We start from the raw sequence: 24,286 nt of genomic DNA, 5'->3' as shown, positions 1-24,286 counted from the left end.
ATTTGTCATGGCCACTGCCGAAAACACTAACGCAACAGAACAGCCCCAAGACAACAACCCACGCAAACGCAAGGTGATGCTGATCGGCCTGGCGCTGATCGTCATCCTCTGCGTCGTCGGCGTGTGGGGCTGGTACGAACTCTACGGCCGCTTCAGTGAAAGCACCGACGACGCCTACGTGAACGGCAACGTGGTGGAAATCACCCCGCTGGTCACCGGCACCGTGGTGAGCATCGGCGCCGACGATGGCGACCTGGTCCACGAAGGCCAGGTGCTGGTCAACTTCGACCCCAACGACGCCGCAGTCGGCCTGCAAAGTGCCCAGGCCAACCTGGCCCGCACCGTGCGCCAGGTACGCGGCTTGTACAGCAACGTCGACGGCATGAAAGCCCAGGTCAATGCACAGAAAGCTGAAGTGCAAACCGCCCAGGACAACTTTAACCGCCGCAAAACCCTGGCCCAGGGCGGCGCGATCTCCCTTGAAGAACTGTCCCACGCCCGTGACAGCCTGACCTCGGCCAAGAACGCGCTGACCAACCTTGAGCAACAACTGAAAACCACCAACGCGCTGGTGGATGACACCGTGATCAGCTCCCACCCCGACGTGCAAGCCGCCGCCGCGCAACTGCGCCAGGCTTACCTGACCAATGCGCGCAGCACCCTGATCGCACCGGTCACCGGCTACGTCGCCAAGCGCACCGTGCAGCTGGGCCAGCGCGTCCAGCCGGGCACCGCGTTGATGGCGGTGATTCCGCTGAACCAGTTGTGGATCGATGCCAACTTCAAAGAGACCCAACTGCGCAACATGCGTATCGGCCAGCCGGTCGATATCGAAACTGACATCTACGGCAGCGACGTGAAATTCAGCGGCACCGTTGACAGCCTCGGCGCCGGCACCGGCAGCGCGTTTGCATTGCTGCCGGCGCAGAACGCCACCGGTAACTGGATCAAGATCGTGCAACGGGTACCGGTGCGCATCCACATCAACGCTGACGAGTTGGCCAAGAACCCGTTGCGGGTGGGCTTGAGCACGTTGGTCAATGTGGACCTGCACGACCAGAGCGGCCCGGTGCTGGCGCAACAGGCGCCGCAAAAAGCCTCGTTCACCACCAACGTGTACGACCGCCAATTGGCCGAGGCTGACGCCATGATCACGCAGTTGATCCATGACAACAGCGTCGCCGCTCCCAAGGCTGCGCAACGCTGATGAGCAATAACGCCTCCTTCACGCCGCCCAGCTTGCTGATGGCCACGATTGGCCTGTCGCTGGCGACCTTTATGCAGGTGCTCGACACCACCATCGCCAACGTGGCGTTGCCGACCATTTCCGGCAACCTGGGCGTGAGTTCGGAGCAGGGCACTTGGGTGATCACCTCGTTTGCGGTGAGCAACGCCATCGCCTTGCCGCTGACCGGCTGGTTGAGCCGACGCTTTGGCGAAGTGAAGCTGTTTTTGTGGGCCACTATCCTGTTTGTACTGGCCTCTTTTCTCTGCGGTATTTCCACCTCGATGCCCGAACTGATCGGCTTTCGCGTGCTGCAAGGCCTGGTGGCGGGGCCCCTGTACCCGATGACCCAGACCTTGCTGATCGCGGTCTACCCGCCAGCGAGGCGCGGCATGGCCCTGGCGCTGCTGGCGATGGTCACGGTGGTGGCGCCGATTGCCGGGCCGATCCTCGGCGGCTGGATCACCGACAGCTACAGCTGGCCGTGGATCTTCTTCATCAACGTGCCCATTGGCATCTTTGCGGTCATGGTGGTGCGCTCGCAGCTGAAGAAACGCCCGGTGGTCACCAGTTACCAGCCGATGGACTATGTGGGCCTGTTGAGCCTGATCGTCGGGGTCGGCGCCTTGCAGATCATTCTCGACAAAGGCAACGACCTGGACTGGTTCGAATCCAACTTCATCATCATCGGCGCGGCGATTTCGGTGATTGCGCTTGCGGTGTTCATCATTTGGGAGATGACCGACAAACACCCGGTGGTCAACCTGCGGCTGTTCGCCCACCGCAACTTTCGCATCGGCACGATTGTGTTGGTGCTGGGCTACGCGGGCTTCTTCGGCATCAACCTGATCCTGCCGCAATGGTTGCAAACCCAGATGGGCTACACCGCCACCTGGGCCGGCCTGGCGGTTGCGCCGATCGGCATCCTGCCGGTGCTGATGTCGCCCTTTGTCGGCAAGTACGCGCACAAGTTCGACCTGCGCCTGCTGGCAGGCCTGGCGTTCCTGGCGATTGGCTTGAGTTGCTTTATGCGGGCGGGCTTCACCAATGAGGTGGACTTCCAGCACATCGCGCTGGTGCAGCTTTTCATGGGCATCGGCGTGGCGCTGTTCTTTATGCCGACCTTGAGCATCCTGATGTCCGACCTGCCACCGCACCAGATTGCCGACGGCGCCGGTCTTGCGACCTTCCTGCGCACCTTGGGCGGCAGCTTCGCGGCGTCGCTGACCACCTGGATCTGGATTCGCCGTGCGGACCAGCACCATGCGTACATGAGCGAGAACATGACGACCTATGACTCGGCCACCCGCGATGCGCTGAATGCGTTGGGCGGGGCAGGGCACCAGGCCTATGCGCAGCTGGACCAGATCCTCACCAGCCAGGCTTACATGATGTCCACCGTGGACTACTTCACGTTGATGGGGTGGATGTTCATGGGCTTGATCGTGATTGTGTGGCTGGCCAAGCCGCCATTTGCCGCCAAGGCCGGGCCGGCTGCTTCCGGCCACTGATATCCAAATGTGGGAAGGGCGGTGCGACGATTGATCGTTCCCACGCTCCGCGTGGGAATGCCGCCCTGGACGCTCTGCGTCCGCTCTTGAAGGTCGTGACGCGGAACGTCACAGGATGCACTCCTTTGCTGCGTGGAACGATCATCTCAGGCGACCAAGAGGTGTGATTCACAAGGCGCGGGGAGAAATCAAATGCCGCCAACTGAAATTCCTGCTCATCCCTCGGCAACGCCCTTCACTTACTGCTCACTCGCAAGTTGAACTTCCCGTATAAATCCTATTGTTTTCAAGTGCGTGTAATCCTATTCTTACGGACTTATGCGTCATTGAAATATTCTCATTAAGTTGCATGTAGCCTACTTCTTACAGTCACTTTTATAGTTTTGGCAAATTGCCATAATTCTCCTATGTGTCTTGGTGTGACAAGGCTACGCGATTAAACGAATCAGACGGCATCTTCATTAAGACGTGCAGTGGAAACTTGCCTGGCATCGAACGGGTTCCTAGTTTGCAATGCAAATAGTTGGAAAAATTAAGTTTGCCAACGCTGCTAAGAACCCATTTTTTGAAAACAGGTATTCATCGCGGTTTCAGCGATGAACTGATATGACAATTATTAGGTGGGTGTCTGCAATGAAAACTAAAATGAAAACTGCGCTGTTGTCTGTCGGGCTGTTAGTGGGTTCGATGTCCGTTGCTCATGCGGCGGATGGCACGGTTACGTTTTTGGGGTCGGTGCACTCGGGTGCTTGTTCTATTAAGCCTGAATCGGTCGATCAGACCGTTAGCCTGGGTGCGATCGCAAAGCATCAGTTGATGGATGGGGGTCGGTCTGAGTCCAGGAATGTGTTTATAGAACTTGAAGGCTGCGATTTGACTGGCCTCACCGATAAAACGGTGACGACTACCTTCACGGGGGCGCCATCAAGCGTTGTTCCTGGTGCGTTGGGCACTGTCGGTGGCGCGGGTGGCGTGGGCATCATGATGACGCATGGCAGTCAACCCATCGTATTGGGTACCGCTACGACCCCGCAGGTTATTGCCGCTGGTGATAACACCCTGCAATTTGGTGCCTACGTAAAAGGCGCCGTTACGGCTACGGCCCCGATCGTCCCTGGTAACTTCAGCGCGGTAGCTAATTTCACCTTGGCTTATCAGTAAGTTTTGCCCCTGCCACTGATGGTGGCAGGGGCAAACTGGCGGGAGATCCAGGTGAACACATTCATACATCTCGCTACAGCCTCTTTATTGATGATGTTCATCAGCCCTTGGGTTTTCGCGCAGACGCCTGCGCAAGGCGATGGAATCGTCACGTTGGGAGGACAGGTCATCGACTCAGCCTGCGGGCTGGAAGCGACCACCAGCGATCAAACCATTGAGATGGTGCCCGAGCCCATCGGCCGGCTTTTGCGACACGCGAGGGGAGTCATACAGCCCTTCCAGTTGCGTTTGGTCAATTGCTCATTGAGCCGCCCCGACCCGTCGCGTCCCGATGCAAATCTGCCTGACTGGCAACATCTGCGCGTGACGTTTGACGGCCCTAGAGACAGAGAAGGGCGCTCCTTTGCGGTCTTTGGCGGCTCACAGGGGGTTGCCCTGCATATTACGGACGCTGCGGGCCAGGAGAGCGTTCCCGGTGTGCCGATGGCTCTGTATCCGTTGGCTGAAGGTGACATGACACTTCACTACACGCTTCGCTTGGTCGGCAACGGGCTGCCGATGGCGGCTGGGTCTCACAGCGTCGCAGTGAAGTTCAAGTTGGAATATTTTTGAACATTGATGGGTTGCTTGCATGTTGAATACGTCGCAGGTCAAAAATACGCTACGCCCAAGCATCTTTGGCGGGTTGATGTCGCTGGCAGGCACTGCAATGGGTGCAGGGGATATCGAATTTAATACTGATGTTCTTGATTTGACTGATCGCACCAATATTGACTTGTCTCAGTTTGCACGCAGTGGGTTTATTCTGCCGGGCACCTACTCGATGGTTGTGCAGATAAACACCCAAGCGGTTGCCGAACACTCGGTGACGTTTTATCCACCCGATAATGACCCCAAGGGAAGTCAGGCATGTTTGTCGCCGGTGCTCGTCGAGCAGTTGGGCCTGAAGGCATCCGAAGCGGCCAAACTCACCTGGTGGAAAGGCGGGCAGTGCCTGGATATTCAAGGCTTGCCTGGCATGGAGGTCAGTGCAGATCTGGCGACCGCCACGCTGGACATCAGCCTCCCCCAGGCCTACTTGGAATACAGCGCCATCAACTGGGATCCGCCTTCGCGTTGGGATGAGGGCGTGCCAGGGCTGCTGATTGACTACAACATGACGGCGCAGTCCAGCTACCGAAAGAATGACGGCACGCGTAACAACCTCAGCGGTAACGGAACGCTCGGAGGCAATGCCGGGGCCTGGCGCCTGAGGGCTGATTGGCAGGGGCGTCTCGACAAGGATCGCGACGGCGGGGCCAGAGGGCAAACACTGGAGTGGAGTCGTTACTACGCTTATCGCGCAGTTGCTGCACTGCAAGCGCGCCTGGTGGTGGGTGAGGACTACCTGTATTCGGACCTGTTTGACAGCTTTCGCTTTACCGGTGCCGCACTCAAGTCGGATGAAAGCCAGCTGCCACCCAACTTGCGTGGTTACGCACCGGAAGTGGTCGGGGTTGCCAAAACCAATGCAAAAGTCATCGTCAGCCAGCAGGGGCGAGTGCTGTATGAAACGCTGGTCGCGGCAGGGCCTTTTCGCATTCAAGACCTGAGTGAAGCCGTGTCCGGCACGCTGGATGTGCGAGTGGAAGAGCAGGACGGTTCGGTACACAAATTCCAGATCAATACGGCAGGCGTTCCCTACCTGACGCGCCCTGGGCAGGTTCGTTACAAGCTGGCGATGGGGCGGCCGTCCAATCTTCAGTACGACGCTGACGGCAACTTTTTCGGCACTGGCGAGTTCTCCTGGGGCATCAGTAATGGCTGGTCGCTGTTGGGGGGCGGTATTACCGATAACAACTACCGTGCGCTGTCAGTTGGCGCGGGTCGTGATTTATTGGCGTTCGGGGCGATATCGCTGGATGTGACACAGTCTCATGCAAACGTATGGAATGAGACACTCTCGGGTAAGTCGTATCGCCTGCAATACTCTAAGAACTTTGAACGCTACGACAGCCAAGTGACGTTCGCCGGTTACCGGTTTTCCGAGAAGAACTATCTGAGTATGAGTGAGTACCTGGATGCTCGTCATTACGGGATGAACGGTGAACTCGGTGGGCGGGGGTTTTACAATCAGGACGGTGAGTACAGTGAGGACTGGAAGCCTATCGGCGGCAGCAAGGCACTTCATACGGTCACGGTGAATAAGCAGTTTCGTGATCTCGGCGCCACCGTCTATGCCAGTTACAACAAACAAACGTATTGGGAGCGGCCGGCCACGCAGCGCTGGAACTTATCGGTGTCGCGCTACTTTAAGGTGGGCACCGTCAAAAATTTGAGCCTGTCCCTGAATATGTACCGCACTCAGGAATACCAATATAAGGATAACGGCATGGCGCTGACGGTCAGTTTACCGCTGGGGCCCACCGGCACACTGTCGCTGGATGCCAATAGAGCCGCAGGCGATAACAGTTTTTCAACACGCTACAGCGATCGACTCGATGAGCGTAATAACTACCAGCTCAGTGCCAGCGACAAGTCCGCCAGTGGCTATCTGAGTCATATGGGTGACCAGGCTGACATCGATCTTAGCGCCAGTACGCAACAAGGTAATAACCGAACCCTCAGTGCGTCTGTTCGCGGCGGTGGCACGCTCACGCCTCACGGTGCGGCACTCCATCGTATCAATGGCACGGGCGGTACCCGTCTGATGGTCGATACCAGCGGTGTGCCCGATGTGCCGGTGCGCGGTTATGGCACATCGACCCGCAGCAATACCTTTGGCAAGGCGGTCATCTCTGATATCGGCAGTTATCAGCGTACGGCGGCCAGTGTTGATCTGGAGAACTTGCCGAGCAATGTCGAAGCCACGCAATCAGTGACGCAACTGACACTCACCGAAGGGGCCATTGGTTATCGAACGCTGGAAGTGATTGCCGGAGAGAAGGCCATGGCCGTTCTGCGCCTGCCGGACGGTAGCTCACCCCCTTTCGGCGCGACCGTTAAGAACATGAAGCAGCAGGACACCGGGATTGTGAACGACGGCGGCAACGTCTACCTGAGTGGCATTCAGGCAGGCGAGCAAATGGTCGTCAGATGGGGTGGCGACGAGCGATGCATCCTCACACTGCCTGTCATTTTGCCGGTGGATGGCTTGACCGACGCCTTGCAACTGCGCTGCCAGACGGTAGCCACCGAGCAAGCTTTACCCACGCCGGCAGCGTGACCGGAACGCGTAACGATATGGAGAACATAGCCTCATGATGCTCAATACACGCCTCACACTCCAAGCCTTCGCGCTGCTCGCGCTGGGTTTGAGCCACAGCGCTTACGCCGCTGTCGGCCTGGATCGTACTCGAGTGATTTTTGATGGAAGCAAAGACGCCACTAGCGTGAACATCACCAATAACAACACCCAGTTACCGTACTTGGCTCAAGGCTGGATTGAGGATGAAGAGGGCAAAAAAATAACCACGCCCTTGATCGTGCTACCGCCGGTGCAACGGTTGGAACCGGGTAAGCAAAGTCAGGTGAAAGTTCAGGCATTGCCGGCGGCCAAGTTGTTGCCGCAGGACCGAGAGACGGTCTTCTACTTCAACTTGAGGGAAATTCCGCCGCGCACCGATAAGGCCAACACCCTGCAAATCGCGCTGCAGACCCGGATTAAATTGTTCTACCGACCGCAAGCCATTACGCCAAGTCAGCAAGACTTTTCCAACCCCTGGCAGGAAAAGTTGACCCTTACCCGCGAAGGCGACCGTTATCGGGTGAACAACCCTACGCCTTACTACGTCACCCTGGTGGACGCGCGCAGCACAAAGGACGGCAAAACCGTGGCGGGCTTCGAGCCTCTGATGGTCGCGCCTAAAGGCACGCTGACCTTGGGGCCAACGGCCAAGGCACTCGGGGCAACGCCCTATTTGGCCTACGTGAATGATTACGGCGGGCGTCCGCTCCTGGCCTTCACCTGCAGTGGCGACACTTGCAAAGTGGATTCCCAGGCATCGCCGCCTAATGAGTAGTGTCTGTTGCCGGAGAACGTCATGAAGTTGCACAAAGCGAAGGTCTTGGGCTGCTTGTTACTGGCCTTGATGGCGCGGGCGCACGCTGCGGATGAAGAAGATGTCGAGGGCATGGTGGGGATGCTCAATATCAGCGGGTCCATGCACGAAACCCCTTGCAGTCTGGAGATGAGTTCACTTCATCAAACGATTGACCTGGGCGCCATATCCGCCGGCCAGTTGCAACGGCCTGGCGATCAGGCGACCTCTGTTGCATTTCAACTGCGTTTTAATGATTGCCGGCGCACCGCAGGCAGCATCACGAGTGAACGTACGGGGAACCTGACATGGAGTGCTTTTCAACCCGTGCTGTCGGTAGCGTTCATGGCGCCCGCCGATGCCGATGACCCGCGGCTGGTCAAAGTGCAAGGCATCACCGGGATGGGCCTGCGCTTGACCGATGCCTTGGGTCGGGATGTACAGCTGGGCTCAAGGGGCGAGCCTTTGTTTTTGCCCTTGGGCGGCAGCACGCAAACCTGGAACGTTCAGCCCACACGTACCTCCGCGCCTTTGACCAGCGGGGCATTTCGGGCCGTGGTGGATTTCAGGCTCAATTATGAGTGAGGGCAGAGTAATGGCTAGGTTAACCGGCTCGCGTGCCATTTTTACCGCTGCGTGCCTGCTGTGGGCGGTCAGCCAACCGGTGCAGGCCGATACCAATTTGACTATCCGCGCGGTCATCATCGCGCCTCCACCGTGTGTGATTAACAGCGGGAGTACGTTGAATGTGCCATTTGGCAACGACCTGCTGACGTCACGGGTGGATGGCGTCAGTTATCGTCGGGAGGTGCCTTATACCGTCAGGTGTGATCCTCCGGTCTTCAACAATGCGATGACGCTGGAACTCAAGGGCACAGCGGCTGCGTTCGACAGCAACGTGCTCTTGACCGGCAAGACCGACCTTGGGGTCAAGCTGTTCGTCAATGGGGCTGACTGGCCTCTGAATACAGCCGTGAGGTTTACCCATCCAAGCTTTCCAACCGTGCAGGCGGTGCCCGTTAAACGTGTGGGCAGCACGCTGACCGGTGGGGCATTTAATGCCGCCGCCACCCTCGTGGTCGAGTACCAATGACGCGCGCTAATAGAAAGGAACGATCAATGAAAAGTTGGCCGCAGCGAGCGTTACTCGCCTTGTGTTCCCTCGGCCTTTGCAGCGGTGCGTCGGCCAACCTGACGTTCAGCGGAACGCTTAACGAACCTCCGCCCTGCACGATTGATGCTGGAAAAACGATCGAAGTCGATTTCGGGGATGTCGGGGTAAAGCGGGTCGACGGGGTGCAATATCGCAAAGGGGTCGGCTACACCATTCGATGCAGTGCCGCCACGCTGCCGTGGCTGCTGAAGTTGAGCGTGAACGGTACCGCAACGACCTTTGACCCTTCAGCGGTGCAGACCAGTGTGCCTGAACTGGGCATTCGGCTTTTTCAAAATAGCCTGCCGTTTCGACTCAATACGCCACTGGACATCACCCTGTCGTCACCGCCGACACTGGAAGTGGTACCCGTCAAACGGCCAGGTGCGGTGCTGGCCCCCTCAAGGTTTACAGCGGTGGCCACACTGTTGGCCGAATACGAGTAGGAGCTGAGTCGATGCGACATGAAATTGTGCATAAGGGCTGGTCATGTGCCTGGCTGACGTTACTGCTGACTTTCGGCCTGATCCCGCTGGGGCATGCGGTGGACAACCTGCGTTTCAAGGGCAATCTGGTTGAACAGGCCTGCACTATCCGGCCTGGCGACGAGGCAATCACGCTGGAGCTCTGGGACATAACCAGCAAGCACCTTTATATCAACACGCGTTCAGTGGGAAAGGGTTTCAAGCTGCACCTGGATGCGTGTGACACCACGATTGGCAACACGGTCACCATCACCTTCGGTGGCGCAGAAAACAGGGCGCTACCGGGATTGTTCGCGCTCGATGGTGGAAGTGGTGCCTCTGGTATTGGGCTCGGTTTAGAGACGCTGAGTAATAAGCCACTGCCCGTGAACAGCGTTAGCGACGAACAGGTTTTGACTAACGGCAACAACGTGATTGAGCTCCAAGCCTACGTGCAGGGTGAGCCGAATGCGATCCGCGATCAAACCATTGGGCATGGTGCTTACAGGGTGACTTCTACGTTTACGCTGGACTATCCGTAGCGCTGTGAACCGTAACTCATGGGCTGAAAACAGCCCCATACAAACCTCAAGTCTCTTCTAGACGGCTTTAAAGCACGGACTGAATGTTCGCTGGGCAGTGTCTGGGTAGAGGAGTAACGAGAGATCAAAATGAAACGACTATCTATAGCCGGTATGCTGCTTGTCCTGGCGGGTGTTACTACGACCGCGAGAGCAGCTGATTGCCGTGTAAACGGTGGACCGTGGGTCGGCGGGACACCCAACCTGCAAGTCCCCGTAACCGTGCGGGTGGGCGCGGACAGTACCCGTATCATCCTCGAAGGGGCGAACATACAGTGCCGGTTCACCCCCTACCCCAATACCCCGGCTTGGTGGACGGACTACTGGGCAACCGGGACGAGGGTCGGCCCGGCCTGGACCCCTGGCCCAAAATTCGTCAACCAAGGCACCGGCTTACGAATACACGGGACCTACCGAGACACCCCTGTCCCGAATGGTATTCGGATCTCGACCATGCCCAATAACGCCTCAGCGGTTCCCGTCGATGTCACACCCTATATTTTAATCCGCAACAATCCGACGAACCCTATCGATGTTCGAATCGGGGATACCCTGGGCGTGTTACGACTCGACCAGACAAATAATTACGATTCTGGTGCGGCGAACCTCACGCTCACGTACACCGCCGCCAACAACTTCAGCATCTCCCCATCAGCCTGCACGATCAACAATAACAACCCGATCGAGATAAACTTCGGCAACGTACACCAGAGAGCAATAGGCACCGACCCGCTGACATCGACGGTCAGCCAACCCCGCCGACTCACCTACTCATGCCCGGATGGCGGCATTAATACGCCGATAACCATTACTTACAAAGGCACGCCTTCCTCGTTCAACACGAACCTGCTGACAATGAGCAACCCGGACGTGGGTACGGCCATGGTGCGTGCAGGGGCTGCAGTTCGAGTAAACGGTTCATTCCTGACCCGCATTACCAACAGCGTAGGGGGCGACGATGTGACGTTTTCTCTGGTTCGGCGAGCTGGCTCCCTACCTATCCCGGGGCCCATAACCGGGAGTGGTGTGCTCGTGATGGGCGTGCCATGACGCACGCACAAGGCTAAGGCCACCGCCACCTCGGGCGACCTCTTCCCATACTGCGAAGGGGCCTGGCCCGATGATGCTCCGTGGCGCTATTGAAAGGGGAGGTCAGGCGCCAGGCAACGCCAACTGCGGGTTGACGAAGTCAAACGCCGCCAGCTGAAACCCTTGCTCATCCACCTGCAACGCCCAACCCTGCTTGTCCCAATCCCCCAGCACAATGCGCTTGGCGGCTTGATCGCCACTCTGCAGCTTGTGGATGGCCGGGCGGTGCGTATGGCCGTGCACCAGGGTGCGCACGCCGAAGTGCTGCATCACGCGCGGCACTTCTTCGGGTGTGACGTCCACAATGTCGTTGGCCTTCATGCGCGTCTGCGCACGGCTCTCGCTGCGCAGCTTGCGCGCCAGCGAGTGGCGGGTGCGCAACGGCAAGTGACGCAGGATAAACAGCACAACCGGGTTACGCAGGATACGCCGCAGCTTCATATAGCCGATGTCGCGGGTACACAGGCTGTCGCCGTGCATCAACAGCACGGGCTCGCCATAAAACTGCACGACACTCGGGTCCTTGAGCAAGGTAGCGCCTGCGGCTTTGCAGAACGCCTTGCCGATGAGGAAATCGCGATTGCCGTGCATGATAAAAATCGGGGTGCCGCTGTCGCTCAGCTCGCGCAGAGCCTCGCCAATTGAACGCTGGAAGGGCGTCATCCCATCGTCGCCAATCCAGGCTTCAAAGAAGTCCCCCAGAATGTACAACGCCTGGGCGCCACGGGCGCGGCCGTGGAGTAAATCCAGAAACGCCCGGGTAATGTCCGGGCGCTCCTCTTCCAGATGCAAATCTGAAATCAGCAATATCACTCAACGATCTCGGCTTTCTCGACGATCACGTCTTCTGCTGGCACGTCCTGGTGGCCGGCTTTGCTGGTGGTGGAAACACCTTTGATCTTGTCGACAACGTCAGTGCCTGCGGTGACTTTACCGAACACCGCGTAGCCCCAGCCCTGGGTGTTCTTGCCGGTGTGGTTCAGGAAGGCGTTGTCGGCCACGTTGATGAAGAACTGCGCGGAGGCCGAATGCGGCTCCATGGTACGGGCCATGGCGACGGTGTACTTGTCGTTGGAAAGGCCGTTGTCCGCTTCGTTCTGGATGCTTGGACGCTTGTCTTTCTTTTCTTTCATGCCAGGCTCGAAACCGCCGCCCTGGACCATGAAGTTGCCGATGACACGGTGGAAAACGGTGTTTTCGTAGTGGCCGGCTTTAACGTATTCGATGAAGTTGGCGACGGTGATCGGCGCTTTCTCGGCGTTCAGCTCGATGACGATGTCACCGTGGTTGGTGGTCAGTTTGACTTGAGTCATGTTCACTACTCTTTTCAGGGAATTCGTGGGTTTGGACGCCTGGGCGCCTTACCGAATTGGCTAAAACAGCGGCCAAGGCGCGCAGTTTAGCGTGCTCGGCAGGAATTTCGAGGTGGTTTTTTACCGCCGGGGCAATTAAAGCAGCAGTTTTTGGCCGTGCTCTGTCAGGCGGTTGACAGCTTCGGCTATGATAAGCCCTTTGTTTTATCTGGCCTGACCCGGCCACGTACTCGTCTGTTCAAGGATCCTATGAGCAAGCCCACTGTCGACCCTACCTCGAATTCCAAGGCCGGACCTGCCGTCCCGGTCAATTTCCTGCGCCCGATCATCCAGGCGGACCTGGATTCGGGCAAGCACACGCAGATCGTCACCCGCTTCCCGCCAGAGCCCAACGGTTACCTGCACATCGGTCACGCCAAGGCGATCTGTGTGAACTTCGGCCTGGCCCAGGAGTTTGGTGGCGTCACGCACCTGCGTTTCGACGACACCAACCCGGCCAAGGAAGACCAGGAATACATCGACGCTATCGAAAGCGACATCAAGTGGCTGGGCTTCGAATGGTCCGGTGAAGTGCGCTACGCCTCGAAGTATTTCGACCAGTTGTTCGACTGGGCCGTCGAGCTGATCAAGGCCGGCAAGGCCTACGTCGACGACCTGAGCCCGGAACAAGCCAAGGAGTACCGTGGCACGCTGACCGAGCCGGGCAAGAACAGCCCGTTCCGTGACCGTTCGGTTGAAGAAAACCTCGACTGGTTCGCCCGCATGAAAGCCGGTGAGTTCAAGGACGGTGAGCGCGTGCTGCGTGCCAGGATCGACATGGCCTCGCCGAACATGAACCTGCGCGACCCGATCATGTACCGCATCCGTCATGCCCACCACCACCAGACCGGTGACAAGTGGTGCATCTACCCGAACTACGACTTCACCCACGGGCAGTCGGACGCCATCGAAGGCATCACGCACTCCATCTGCACCCTGGAGTTCGAAAGCCACCGTCCGCTGTACGAATGGTTCCTCGACAGCCTGCCGGTACCGGCGCACCCGCGTCAGTACGAATTCAGCCGCCTGAACCTGAACTACACCATCACCAGCAAGCGCAAGCTCAAGCAACTGGTCGATGAAAAACACGTGCATGGCTGGGATGACCCGCGCATGTCGACGCTGTCGGGCTTCCGTCGCCGTGGCTACACCCCTGCGTCGATCCGCAACTTCTGCGACATGGTCGGCACCAACCGTTCCGACGGTGTGGTCGACTTCGGCATGCTCGAATTCAGCATCCGCCAGGACCTGGATCAGAACGCTCCGCGCGCCATGTGCGTGCTGCGTCCGTTGAAAGTCGTGATCACCAACTACCCGGAAGACAAGGTCGACCATCTCGAACTGCCGCGTCATCCGCAGAACGAAGGCATGGGCGTGCGTGCATTGCCGTTTGCCCGTGAAATCTACATCGACCGTGACGACTTCATGGAAGAGCCGCCAAAAGGTTACAAGCGCCTGGAACCCAACGGCGAAGTGCGCCTGCGCGGCAGTTACGTGATCCGTGCCGACGAAGCGATCAAGGACGCCGATGGCAACATCGTCGAACTGCGTTGCTCCTACGACCAGGAAACCCTGGGCAAGAACCCTGAAGGCCGCAAGGTCAAGGGTGTGATCCACTGGGTGCCGGCCGCCGCCAGCATCGAGTGCGAAGTGCGTCTGTACGATCGCCTGTTCCGTTCGGCCAACCCTGAGAAGGCCGAAGACAGCGCGAGTTTCCTCGACAACATCAACCCTGACTCCCTGCAAGTACTCACTGGTTGTCGTGCCGAGCCATCGCTTGGCAACGCACAGCCGGAAGACCGTTTCCAGTTCGAGCGCGAAGGTTACTTCTGCGCGGATATCAAGGACTCGAAACCAGGTCAGCCGGTATTCAACCGTACCGTGACCTTGCGTGATTCGTGGGGCCAGTGATTAAGGCAGGCCTGACCGGCTTTGCCTAGAGAGAAGGAAATGTCGTGCTAACGATCTACAACACACTCAGCAAGACCAAAGAAGTCTTCAAGCCGCTGGATGGCAACAAGGTGCGCATGTACGTGTGCGGCATGACCGTGTACGACTACTGCCACATCGGCCACGGCCGCAGCATGGTTGCCTTCGACCTGGCGACCCGCTGGTTGCGTTTCAGCGGTTATGACCTGACGTATGTGCGCAACATCACCGACATCGACGACAAGATCATCAATCGCGCCAACGAAAACGGCGAGTCGTTCGACGTGCTGACCGAGCGCATGATCGCGGCCATGCACGAGGACGAGGCTCGCCTCAACATCCTCAAGCCGGACATGGAGCCACGCGCCACGGACCATATCCCTGGCATGCTGACCATGATCCAGACCCTGATTGACAAGGGTTACGCCTACGCTCCAGGCAATGGCGACGTGTACTACCGCGTCGCCAAGTTCATGGGCTATGGCAAGCTGTCGCGCAAGAAAATCGAAGACCTGCGCATCGGCGCGCGGATCGAAGTCGACGAAGCCAAGCAAGACCCGCTCGACTTCGTGCTGTGGAAAGGCACCAAGCCGGGCGAACCAAGCTGGGAGTCCCCTTGGGGCGCCGGGCGTCCGGGCTGGCACATCGAATGCTCGGTGATGTCCACCTGCTGCCTGGGTGACACCTTCGATATTCATGGCGGCGGCAGTGACCTCGAGTTCCCGCACCACGAAAACGAAATCGCCCAAAGCGAAGCCGCCACCGGCAAGACCTACGCCAACGCCTGGATGCACTGCGGCATGATCCGCATCAATGGCGAGAAGATGTCCAAGTCCTTGAACAACTTCTTCACCATTCGCGACGTGCTGGAAAAGTACCACCCGGAAGTGGTGCGTTACCTGTTGGTGTCGAGCCACTACCGCAGCGCCATCAACTACTCGGAAGACAACCTCAAGGACGCCAAAGGCGCCCTGGAGCGCTTCTACCACGCGTTGAAAGGCCTGCCCTGCGTGGCGCCCGCCGGCGGCGAAGCGTTCGTTGAGCGCTTCACCCAGGTGATGAACGACGACTTCGGTACCCCCGAAGCCTGTGCGGTGCTGTTCGAGATGGTGCGTGAGATCAACCGGTTGCGTGAGAGTGATCTCAATGCGGCGGCGGGTCTGGCTGCTCGCCTGAAAGAGCTGGCCAGCGTGCTGGGCGTGCTACAGATGGAAGCCGATGACTTCCTGCAAGCCGGCGCTGAAGGGCGAGTGGATGCGGCTGAGGTTGGTGCTTTGATTCAAGCGCGCTTGACGGCTCGGGCTAACAAAGACTGGGCGGAGTCCGACCGGGTTCGTGACCAACTGACCGCGATGGGTGTGGTGTTGGAAGACGGGAAGGGTGGGACGACGTGGCGGTTGGCTGATCAGGCTTGATTGGTAAACGCTGAACGAAAAACGCCCCGACTGGTTCGGGGCGTTTTGCATCCCGTGACGCTCAACGTCACAAGTGCGCAGGACCTGAACCATGGGGCGTCTGGCGGGACGCGGAGCGTCCCAGTCGGCATTCCCACGCAGAGCGTGGGAACGATAAAAACTGGTTGCGCTTGCGCGCAACGCGCCATGCCTGGCGCACCATAAAAAGGCGCCCGCCATCTTGAGGTGGACGCTGTGCGTCTAGAGTTTAACCAACCTCATACCTACTCTGAACAAACCCATTGTCCGACACGTACGTACTGACATGGCGAAGCTCATGCTGACTGCCAACCTGGCTGAACAGCGGAATGCCCTGTCCCAGCAGAACCGGGATGCGGGTGATGATCAGCTCACTGATCAGGCCTGCTTCAAGAAACGCCTGGATCGTTTGGCCGCCGTCGATATAGAGATGCTTCATGCCGCGCTCGGCTAACCGCGCTACGAGAGTGGTCACGTCTGCTGCCAGCACCTCGACCTTATCCTCCAAGTGCGCTGGTATCTCCAGCGACTGGTGTGAGAGTGCTATGACCGGCGTGTCCTCGTAAGGCCACTCCGGAAAGGACAAGATTTTTTCCAGAGTTTTTCGGCCCATCACCAGCGCATCAACCGTGGCGATAAAGCTCTCATAAGTCATGCCGTTCAACGCTACGCATTCATATTCCGGCTGGTGAAGCCACTCGATATCGCCATCGGGTCTGGCGATAAAGCCGTCGATGCTTGCTGCGATAAAGACAGAGCATTTGATATCCATGGGGGCTGAATTCCTTTTTTGTGCGATTGGACATGACGACGTTCAGCGTGTGACGCCGAGCAGGAGCGCCAATGTTAGTTTAATGTCTGCGTGTAATAACCGAGCGTTGCCAAAAAACACCCTGGGTTGCCTGGCGGATGCCGACGCCGCTTTCTGTCAAACACATTACCCGTGCGCGGAGCGTCCCTGGCGGCATTCCTTTGCCGCACGTGGGAACGATCAATCTATTTGGCAATGAACAGATCTGCCATTTTTATCTTTGATTCACTGTCTCATTTTGAGCTACGACGCTATCCACCAGTAGTTGAATTCCCTCCGGCATCCGGCAGATTCCCAAAGCCACGCTGCGGGGAATACCGTCGATCTCAAAAGCCAAATGGCTTGCCAGCGCTTGAACCGACGCAAGATCCTCCGACGCGTTGACCAGCAGCGTCTCGACGTCTAATCCTTCACGTACGGTAAACAAACCCTGCTCCTGAGCAAAGGGCTCCGGTTTCTCAGGTGGGTTCAGGTAGTGATTAATTTCTTGATGAGCGGCGGTGTGAAACGCGGTTGAATCCGACGGCGGATTTGGACTGTCTTTAATCATGGCGAAGCTCCTAGAGTGTTGGAGCCGACATCCGTCGCTGCGAAACGATTTTAGGGTGGCTGCTGTACGCAGGTTCGCAGACCGGGACTCTAGGCACCCGGCATACCCGAAGGTATCCCGCGCACAGCCGCCATAACATCAGGCATAAAAAAGCGCCCGCTATCTTGAGGTGGACGCTGTGCGTCTGGAGTTTAACCGGGCTGCGAAACCCGGCCGCTGAATTTGCAGCGACCGCCGAAGATTAGTGATGCATCTTCCGAGGGGCAACCCTAAAAAGATGTCGGAAAGTTCTCGTTTCTACGGTTTTTTTGACGCCGGCCGACGCGCGCTTTTAGATAGTCGCCACAACCCAACCCATGATGAAACTGACGGTGATTCAAATGGATTGTATTTTCTGCAGCATTGTCCGAAAAACCTCCCCGGCCCACATTCTGTGGGAAGACGAACACCACATGGCCTTCCTGTCTATTTTCCCCAACACCCCAGGCTTCAGCGTGGTGATCCCCAAACAGCATTACGGCAGTTATGCGTTTGCGCAGTCGGATGAAGTGCTGGCAGGTCTGGTTGTGGCGGCGAAGAAAACGGCGCTGCAGATTGACCGGGCGTTTCCCGATGTGGCGCGCACGGGGATGATCCTTGAAGGTTATGGGGTGGATCACCTGCATGCGAAGCTGTTTCCCATGCATGGGACGGGGCAGGACAGCACGTTCAAACCGCTGAGCTCGAAGGTGAATAAGTTCTTTGAGGCCTATGAAGGGTATATCTCGTCGCACGATTCGGATCGGGCGGATGATGCCGAATTGGCGGATTTTGCGGCACACATCCGATCTTTCGCCTAGCGTCGATCCAAATGTGGGAGGGGGCTTGCTCCCGATAGCGGTGTGTCAGCGACAGATGCATTCACTGACACCCTGCTATCGGGAGCAAGCCCCCTCCCACATTTTTGACCGTGCCCGTTTTATAGATCAGCGGCGGCTGCTGACTTCGGCGGGTACATCATCACCGGCCATGCGCTTACGGAACAGCGCCGTACGCGCCAGCAGCAGGGTGGTCACCGGCACGGTGATCGACAACAAAATCGGGATCAACCACCCGTGCAACACCGGCCCGGACTTGAGCGCCGAAAAGTAGATAATCGACGCCAACGCCACACACCACGCCCCCAACGTCGAGGCCAGTGCCGGTGGGTGCATACGCTGGAAAAACTCTTTCATCCGCAGCAAGCCAATCGCCCCGATCAGCGCGAACACGCTGCTGAGCACCAGCAGCAGCGCCACGCTCACTTCAACCCATAACGGCATCATTCAATCACCTCGCCACGCAGCAGGAATTTGGCCAGGGCAAACGAGCCCACGAAGCCGAACAGCGCAATCAACAACGCCGCTTCGAAGTAGGTGTCGCTGGCATAACGAATACCCAGCACCAGCATCATCAGCATCGCCAGGATGTACAGGTAGTCCAGCGCTAGTACCCGGTCCTGGGCGGACGGGCCTTTGAACAGGCGGATCAGGGTCAGCACCATGGCCAGCGAGAATAAAAACAGGCTGAACAGGATCGCATTGGAGAGCAGGGCGCTCATTCGAAGATCTCCATCAGGGGCCGTTCGTAGTCGCGTTTGAAGTGTTCGATAAACGGCGCTTCATCGTCCAGGTCGAACACGTGCAGCAGCAGAATGCTGCGGTCCAGGGCCAATTCTGACCAAACGGTGCCAGGCGTCACGCTGGTGATCATCGACAGCACGGCCAGGCCGTTGGCGTCGCGCAGGTCGAGAGGGATTTTGATAAAACGCGAACGCGGTGGGCGCGATCCGCACACCAACACGCCCCACGCCACTTGCAGGTTGGAGATGATCACATCGCGTCCCACCCGGAAAAACAGGCGAATGATCACCCCAGGGCGGCGGATGCGGATCGGCAACGGTCGCAACGGCGCCATCAGCAGCGGTGCGAGGAAGCCCAACAGCGCGCCCAGCAGCAGGTTGCCGGGGCTGACGGACAGGTTCAACACCAGCCACAGCAACCACAAGGCCAGCGACAACCACGGGGCAGGGAACAGGCGCTTCATGGTTGCACCTCCAGCGCGGCAGCCTTGCCTTCAGGGCTCAGCACCGGGCGCGTGGCCATCACCGCCATCACGTAGCGCTCCGGGTTGTTCAGGCTCTGGGCGGTGGCCAGGGTGTAGCGCATCAGCGGTTCGGCCTTGAAGGTCAGGAGGATGCTCAGGCCGAGCAGGAAGAAGATCGGCACACACTCATAACGTCGCAGCAGCGGTGATGGGCGCTCCTCCGGGGTCCAGAAGCGCTGGATGCCGAGGCGTGCGAAGGCGATCAGCGAGGCCAGGCCGGAAAGGATCAGCAGCGCCACCAGGCCCCACGCCGCCGGGCGGATCGGCTCATCCACGGCGTTACCCAGGCCCAGCGGATTGACCAGCGCACTCAACAGGCTGAGCTTGCCGATAAACCCGGACAGCGGCGGCATGCCGATGATCAGCAGGGCGCAGGCGACAAAACTCAAACCGAGGAACGCCATGGTCCAGGGAATCACTTGGCCAACCACGGCTTTTTGCTCGTCATCGAGGTTGACGCCAGGGCGCGGATGCAGGGATTCCATGGCTTTGGGCAGCGCATCAATCTCTTCATCCAGCGGCAGATCGTTGGCCGAACGCGAGCGCTCTATCAATTCGGCCAGCAGGAACAGCGCGCTCAATGCCAACGTCGAGCTGACCAGGTAAAACAACGCCCCGGCAGTCAGGCTTGGCTGGGCAAAGCCCACCGACGACAGCAGGATCCCGGCCGACACCAGGATGCTCAAACTCGCCATGCGCTCCAGCCGTTGCGCCGCCACCATCGCCAACGCTGCGCAAACGATGGTCGCCATGCCGCCGTACACCAGCCAATCGCCGCCAAACAACGCCGAAGCGCCAGCCTGGCCGGAGAACAGCAGGGTCCACAAACGCAGCACGGTGTACACGCCAACCTTGGTCATGATCGCAAACATCGCCGCCACCGGCGCGCTGGCTGAAGAGTAGGCGGGCGCCAGCCAGAAGTTCAGCGGCCACATGCCGGCCTTGGCCAGGAACGCCGTGGCGAGGATTGCCGCACCGGCGTGCAACAGGCCGCGATCGGCCTCCGGTACCAGCGGGATTTTCAGCGCCAGGTCAGCGAAGTTGAGTGTGCCGGTGACGCCGTAGATCATCGCCGCGCCAATCAGGAACAGCGACGACGCCAGCAGGTTGATCGCAATGTAATGCAGTCCCGACGACACCCGCGCCCGGCCCGAGCCGTGCAACATCAAGCCATAGGACGCCGCCAGCAGCACTTCGAAGAACACGAACAGGTTGAACAGGTCGGCGGTGAGGAACGCGCCGTAAAGGCCCATCATCTGGATCTGGAACAGCGCATGGAAGCTGGTGCCCGCCCGGTCCCAACGGGCCATGGCGAACAGCAGCGCACTCACGCCGATGATCCCGGTCAGCACCAGCATCAATGCCGACAGTTGATCGACCACCAGCACAATACCGAACGGCACCTGCCAGTTGCCCGGCAGGTATACGCCAATCGAGCCGGGGCCGCCTTGTTGCGTCCAGTACAGCAGCAAAATGGCGATGCCAAGGCCAACCGTGCTGGAGAACAGGTTGATGCGTGCCTTGAGTGGGCGGCGTTTCTCGCCGAGCATCAGCATCAACGCGGCGGTCAGCAACGGCAGCAGGATCGGCGCGACGATCAGTTGATTCATCCACGTCATTCCTTGGGCTCCCGGCCGTCCACATGGTCCGTGCCGGTCAGGCCCCGGGAGGCCAGCAGCACCACCAGGAACAGCGCGGTCATGGCGAAGCTGATCACGATGGCTGTCAGCACCAGGGCCTGGGGCAGGGGATCGGTGTAATTGAGCAGGTCTTGCGGCACGCCGTCCTTGATGATCGGCTCCTTGCCGATAAACAGGCTGCCCATGCTGAAAATGAACAGGTTTACCCCGTACGACAACAGGCACAGCCCCATCACCACCTGGAACGTCCGTGGCCGCAGGATCAGCCAGACGCCGGAGGCCGCCAGGACCCCAATGGCAATTGCGATGACTTCTTCCATCAGGCGGCTCCTTCCGTTGCGGCAACCACTTTGGCCTGGTTGCTCGGTTTATGTGCGCGTACGGATTGGTGGCCGAGGGCGGTGAGCATCAGCAGCGTCGAACCGACGACCACGGCGTATACGCCGACGTCGAAGAACAGCGCGCTGGCGATGTGGATATCGCCCAGCACCGGCAGGCTGACGTGCCAGGTGTGAGTGGTGAGGAACGGGTACCCGGCGAACAGCGCGCCCAGCCCGGTCAGCGTCGCCGAGAGCAGACCGAAGCCCATCCAGCGCATTGGCCGCAAGCTCATCTGCGCCTCGACCCACTGCGTGCCGGCGACCATGTATTGCAGGATAAACGCCACCGACATCACAAGACCGGCGACAAACCCACCGCCCGGTTGGTTGTGACCGCGCATGAACAGGTAGAACGACACCACCAGTGCAATCGGCAGCAGCAGGCGCACCAGCACCGCCGGCACCATCATGAAGCCCAGCGCGGTGTCGCTGGCCTGGCTCGGGTTGACCAGGTCAGTGGCCACGTCTGGCGCCAATTGGCGCTGTTGCGCGGGCAGTCGCATGCTTTCTTTCGAGGGGCGGAAGCGCCGCAGCAGGGCGTACACCGTCAGCGCCACGGCGCCGAGTACAGTGATTTCGCCGAGGGTGTCGAAGCCTCGGAAGTCCACCAGCATCACGTTCACCACATTGCTGCCGCCGCCTTCAGGCAGGGCGCGGCTGAGGTAGAACGAGGAGATGTCGTTGGGCGTCTGGCGGGTCAGCATGGCGTAGGACAGCAGCGCCATGCCGCCACCGACCACGGTCGACAGCAGCAAGTCACGCAGGCGACGAATGCGCGCCTTGCGCAGCGAACTCGGCAGTGGCGAGACTTCTTCGATCCGCCGCGGCAGCCAGCGCAGGCCCAGCAGGATCAGCACGGTGGTCACCACTTCAACCACCAGTTGTGTCAGCGCCAAGTCCGGCGCCGAGAACCACACGAAAGTGATGCAGGTCATCAGGCCGCACACGCTGACCATGGTCAGGGCCGCGAGCCGGTGGTACTTGGCTTGCCAGGCAGCGCCGAGGGCGCAGGCAATCGCCAGCAACCACAGGGTCACGAACACGATGGAACCCGGAATCTTCGGCCGGTCGCCCCAACTGATGCCGCTGTGCAGCATCGGGATCAGCCCGGCGATCACCGCCGCCAGCACCAGCAGGAACAACTGGGTTTGCAGGCGCTTGGTGCTGATGCGTTTTTCGATCTTGCGCACGCCGCGCATCATCACTACCAGGCTGCGCTCGAACATGCGCTTGCCGTTGAAGTAGCTGATGATCGGCGGGTACTTGAAACGGCCACGTTTGAGTTGCTTGCGCAGCAGCAGATAGAGCACGACGCCGCCGGTCATGGCCACCAGGCTCATGATCATCGGCGCGTTCCAGCCGTGCCAGATCGCCAGGCTGTACTCCGGCAGCACGCCGCCGACCACCGGCAGTGCGGCGGCGGCGAGGATCGAGCCGACCACCTGGGCCGGGAAGATCCCCACCAGCAGGCAGGTGAACACCAGCAGTTCAACCGGCGCGCGCATCCAGCGTGGCGGTTCGTGGGGGGTGTGGGGCAGGTCGGTGGCGGGTGGGCCGAAGAACACATCGACGGTGAAGCGCAATGCATAGGCGACGCTGAACGTACCCGCCACGGTGGCGATCACCGGCAAGGCAATTTCCAGCCAGGCCGTGGCTGAGATGAAGACGGTTTCAGCAAAGAACATTTCTTTGGACAGGAAGCCGTTGAGCAACGGCACCCCAGCCATGGACGCGCTGGCGACCATCGCCAGGGTCGCGGTGAATGGGATCAGCTTGACCAAACCACTGAGCTTGCGGATATCACGGGTGCCGCTTTCGTGGTCGATGATGCCCGCCGCCATGAACAGCGACGCCTTGAACGTGGCGTGGTTGAGGATATGGAACACCGCAGCGACGGCGGCCAGCGGGCTGTTGAGGCCCAGCAGCAGGGTAATCAGCCCAAGGTGGCTGATGGTGGAGTAGGCCAGCAGGCCCTTGAGGTCGTTCTGGAACATGGCGCAGTACGCGCCGAGGAGGAGGGTCAGGGCGCCGGCACCGCCGACGATCCAGAACCATTCTTCGCTGCCGGACAGCGACGGCCACAGACGGGCCAGCAGGAACACGCCGGCCTTCACCATCGTTGCCGAGTGCAAATAGGCGGACACCGGGGTCGGTGCGGCCATGGCGTGGGGCAGCCAGAAGTGGAAGGGGAATTGCGCGCTTTTGCTCAAGGCGCCGATCAGCACCAGGGCCAGCATCACCGGGTACAGTGAATGTGCGCGGATCTGGTCACCAGCGGCCAGCACCTGATCCAGGTCATAGCTGCCGACAATATGCCCCAGCAACATCACGCCCGCGAGCAGGCACAAGCCGCCGGCGCCGGTGACCATCAAGGCCATGTACGCGCCACGGCGCGCATCGGCGCGGTGGTGCCAGTAGCCGATCAACAGGAACGAGAACAGGCTGGTCAGTTCCCAGAAAAACACGATCTGGATCAGGTTGCCGGAGATCACGAGGCCGAGCATGGCGCCCATAAAGGCCAGGAAAAACGCGAAGAAACGTGGCACCGGGTCATCCGGCGACATGTAGTAACGCGCATACAGCGACACCAGCGTGCCGATGCCGAGCACGAGCATCGAGAACAGCCAGGCGAAGCCGTCCATGCGCAACACGAAATCCAGGCCGAGGCTGGGCAACCACGTGAATTCTTCGCGGATCACGCCACCGTGGGCGATCTGGGGGTAGAGCAGGGCGACTTGAACGGTTCCGGCCAGGGCCACAAGGCCAGCCAGCAGGGATTCGGTGTTACGTGCGTTGTGCGGCAGCAAGGCCGCGAGACAGCTGCCGATAAACGGCAGAAGCAGTAGAACTATCAGGGACATAGG

At 59.3% G+C, this 24,286-nt stretch carries 23 protein-coding genes and 1 pseudogene; 14 read left to right on the top strand and 10 right to left on the bottom strand.

The annotated features are described in order from the left end of the window. Positions 1-7 precede the first annotated feature (7 nt). The 11 genes and pseudogenes from ACR52_RS20615 to ACR52_RS20565 all read left to right on the top strand — a co-directional run bounded on the left by ACR52_RS20615 (position 8) and on the right by ACR52_RS20565 (position 11,164). A complete protein-coding gene (locus ACR52_RS20615; protein WP_048728762.1) occupies positions 8-1,207 on the top strand; it encodes an efflux RND transporter periplasmic adaptor subunit in 1,200 nt (399 codons plus the stop codon). Beyond that, positions 1,207-2,736 carry a DHA2 family efflux MFS transporter permease subunit gene (locus ACR52_RS20610; RefSeq protein WP_048728759.1) on the top strand — a complete coding sequence of 510 codons (1,530 nt, stop codon included), beginning with the start codon at positions 1,207-1,209 and terminating at the stop codon, positions 2,734-2,736. The genes ACR52_RS20615 and ACR52_RS20610 overlap by 1 nt, the downstream gene beginning before the upstream one ends. Positions 2,737-3,381: 645 nt before the next feature. Beyond that, a complete protein-coding gene (locus tag ACR52_RS20605; protein WP_048728756.1) occupies positions 3,382-3,897 on the top strand; it encodes a fimbrial protein in 516 nt (171 codons plus the stop codon). Positions 3,898-3,948: 51 nt separating this feature from the next. Further along, positions 3,949-4,509, top strand: coding sequence for a fimbrial protein (locus tag ACR52_RS20600; RefSeq protein WP_048729021.1), 561 nt, complete (start codon positions 3,949-3,951; stop codon positions 4,507-4,509). A 19-nt stretch (positions 4,510-4,528) separates the two neighbouring features. Beyond that, positions 4,529-7,140 (top strand): annotated as a pseudogene (locus tag ACR52_RS20595) (outer membrane usher protein). Continuing rightward, entirely contained in the window at positions 7,137-7,898 is a 762-nt protein-coding gene (locus ACR52_RS20590) for a fimbria/pilus periplasmic chaperone (protein WP_048728752.1), read from the top strand. The pseudogene ACR52_RS20595 and the gene ACR52_RS20590 overlap by 4 nt, the downstream one beginning before the upstream one ends. A gap of 21 nt (positions 7,899-7,919) precedes the next feature. Continuing rightward, positions 7,920-8,501 (top strand): fimbrial protein, encoded by a 582-nt coding sequence (locus tag ACR52_RS20585; protein ID WP_048728748.1) that lies wholly within the window; start codon positions 7,920-7,922, stop codon positions 8,499-8,501. 10 nt (positions 8,502-8,511) lie between these two features. Continuing rightward, positions 8,512-9,009 (top strand): fimbrial protein, encoded by a 498-nt coding sequence (locus tag ACR52_RS20580; RefSeq protein ID WP_048728745.1) that lies wholly within the window; start codon positions 8,512-8,514, stop codon positions 9,007-9,009. Between the two features lie 26 nt (positions 9,010-9,035). Continuing rightward, positions 9,036-9,515 (top strand): fimbrial protein, encoded by a 480-nt coding sequence (locus ACR52_RS20575; protein ID WP_048728741.1) that lies wholly within the window; start codon positions 9,036-9,038, stop codon positions 9,513-9,515. A gap of 11 nt (positions 9,516-9,526) precedes the next feature. After that, positions 9,527-10,075 carry a fimbrial protein gene (locus tag ACR52_RS20570; RefSeq protein ID WP_048728739.1) on the top strand — a complete coding sequence of 183 codons (549 nt, stop codon included), beginning with the start codon at positions 9,527-9,529 and terminating at the stop codon, positions 10,073-10,075. Positions 10,076-10,204: 129 nt separating this feature from the next. Next, the gene (locus ACR52_RS20565) at positions 10,205-11,164 is read left to right on the top strand and encodes a fimbrial protein (protein WP_048728736.1); all 960 of its coding nucleotides are present in this window, start codon (positions 10,205-10,207) and stop codon (positions 11,162-11,164) included. 102 nt (positions 11,165-11,266) lie between these two features. Here ACR52_RS20565 and lpxH read toward each other — a convergent pair whose 3' ends face one another. Then, positions 11,267-12,016, bottom strand: a complete 750-nt coding sequence (gene lpxH / locus ACR52_RS20560) for a UDP-2,3-diacylglucosamine diphosphatase (protein WP_048728731.1) — start codon at positions 12,014-12,016, stop codon at positions 11,267-11,269. After that, positions 12,013-12,516 (bottom strand): peptidylprolyl isomerase, encoded by a 504-nt coding sequence (locus tag ACR52_RS20555; RefSeq protein ID WP_048728728.1) that lies wholly within the window; start codon positions 12,514-12,516, stop codon positions 12,013-12,015. Before ACR52_RS20555 ends, lpxH begins: the two co-directional genes overlap by 4 nt. A gap of 249 nt (positions 12,517-12,765) precedes the next feature. Here ACR52_RS20555 and ACR52_RS20550 point away from each other — a divergent pair, with 249 nt between their 5' ends. Next, entirely contained in the window at positions 12,766-14,466 is a 1,701-nt protein-coding gene (locus ACR52_RS20550) for a glutamine--tRNA ligase/YqeY domain fusion protein (protein ID WP_048728724.1), read from the top strand. 44 nt (positions 14,467-14,510) lie between these two features. After that, positions 14,511-15,899, top strand: coding sequence for a cysteine--tRNA ligase (gene cysS, locus ACR52_RS20545; protein ID WP_048728721.1), 1,389 nt, complete (start codon positions 14,511-14,513; stop codon positions 15,897-15,899). Positions 15,900-16,146: 247 nt separating this feature from the next. Here the strand turns inward: cysS and ACR52_RS20540 are convergent, their stop codons facing one another. After that, the gene (locus ACR52_RS20540; RefSeq protein WP_048728719.1) at positions 16,147-16,689 is read right to left on the bottom strand and encodes a dihydrofolate reductase family protein; all 543 of its coding nucleotides are present in this window, start codon (positions 16,687-16,689) and stop codon (positions 16,147-16,149) included. Between the two features lie 253 nt (positions 16,690-16,942). Further along, positions 16,943-17,278 (bottom strand): DUF6124 family protein, encoded by a 336-nt coding sequence (locus ACR52_RS20535; protein ID WP_048728716.1) that lies wholly within the window; start codon positions 17,276-17,278, stop codon positions 16,943-16,945. A 380-nt stretch (positions 17,279-17,658) separates the two neighbouring features. Between ACR52_RS20535 and ACR52_RS20530 the strand changes: the two genes are divergently transcribed. Continuing rightward, positions 17,659-18,117 carry an HIT family protein gene (locus ACR52_RS20530; RefSeq protein ID WP_048729020.1) on the top strand — a complete coding sequence of 153 codons (459 nt, stop codon included), beginning with the start codon at positions 17,659-17,661 and terminating at the stop codon, positions 18,115-18,117. A gap of 126 nt (positions 18,118-18,243) precedes the next feature. Here the strand turns inward: ACR52_RS20530 and ACR52_RS20525 are convergent, their stop codons facing one another. From ACR52_RS20525 to ACR52_RS20500, 6 genes are read right to left on the bottom strand one after another with little or no spacing between them, the layout of a single operon-like run. Continuing rightward, on the bottom strand, positions 18,244-18,582 hold the full coding sequence (locus ACR52_RS20525) for a Na+/H+ antiporter subunit G (protein ID WP_048728713.1): 339 nt from the start codon (positions 18,580-18,582) through the stop codon (positions 18,244-18,246). After that, complete coding sequence (locus ACR52_RS20520; protein ID WP_005789171.1) at positions 18,579-18,857, bottom strand: K+/H+ antiporter subunit F; 279 nt, start codon at positions 18,855-18,857, stop codon at positions 18,579-18,581. The genes ACR52_RS20525 and ACR52_RS20520 overlap by 4 nt, the downstream gene beginning before the upstream one ends. After that, positions 18,854-19,342, bottom strand: coding sequence for a Na+/H+ antiporter subunit E (locus ACR52_RS20515; protein WP_048728709.1), 489 nt, complete (start codon positions 19,340-19,342; stop codon positions 18,854-18,856). The genes ACR52_RS20520 and ACR52_RS20515 overlap by 4 nt, the downstream gene beginning before the upstream one ends. Further along, on the bottom strand, positions 19,339-21,021 hold the full coding sequence (locus ACR52_RS20510; RefSeq protein ID WP_048728706.1) for a monovalent cation/H+ antiporter subunit D: 1,683 nt from the start codon (positions 21,019-21,021) through the stop codon (positions 19,339-19,341). The genes ACR52_RS20515 and ACR52_RS20510 overlap by 4 nt, the downstream gene beginning before the upstream one ends. Next, entirely contained in the window at positions 21,018-21,362 is a 345-nt protein-coding gene (locus tag ACR52_RS20505; RefSeq protein WP_003192163.1) for a Na+/H+ antiporter subunit C, read from the bottom strand. Before ACR52_RS20505 ends, ACR52_RS20510 begins: the two co-directional genes overlap by 4 nt. Continuing rightward, positions 21,362-24,283 (bottom strand): monovalent cation/H+ antiporter subunit A, encoded by a 2,922-nt coding sequence (locus ACR52_RS20500; protein WP_048728700.1) that lies wholly within the window; start codon positions 24,281-24,283, stop codon positions 21,362-21,364. Before ACR52_RS20500 ends, ACR52_RS20505 begins: the two co-directional genes overlap by 1 nt. Positions 24,284-24,286 lie beyond the last annotated feature (3 nt).

This window comes from Pseudomonas fildesensis, from assembly GCF_001050345.1.
Taxonomy (GTDB): domain Bacteria; phylum Pseudomonadota; class Gammaproteobacteria; order Pseudomonadales; family Pseudomonadaceae; genus Aquipseudomonas; species Aquipseudomonas fildesensis.
Note: the sequence above shows the minus strand (reverse complement) of the source record. Positions and strands in the feature narration are given on the sequence as shown.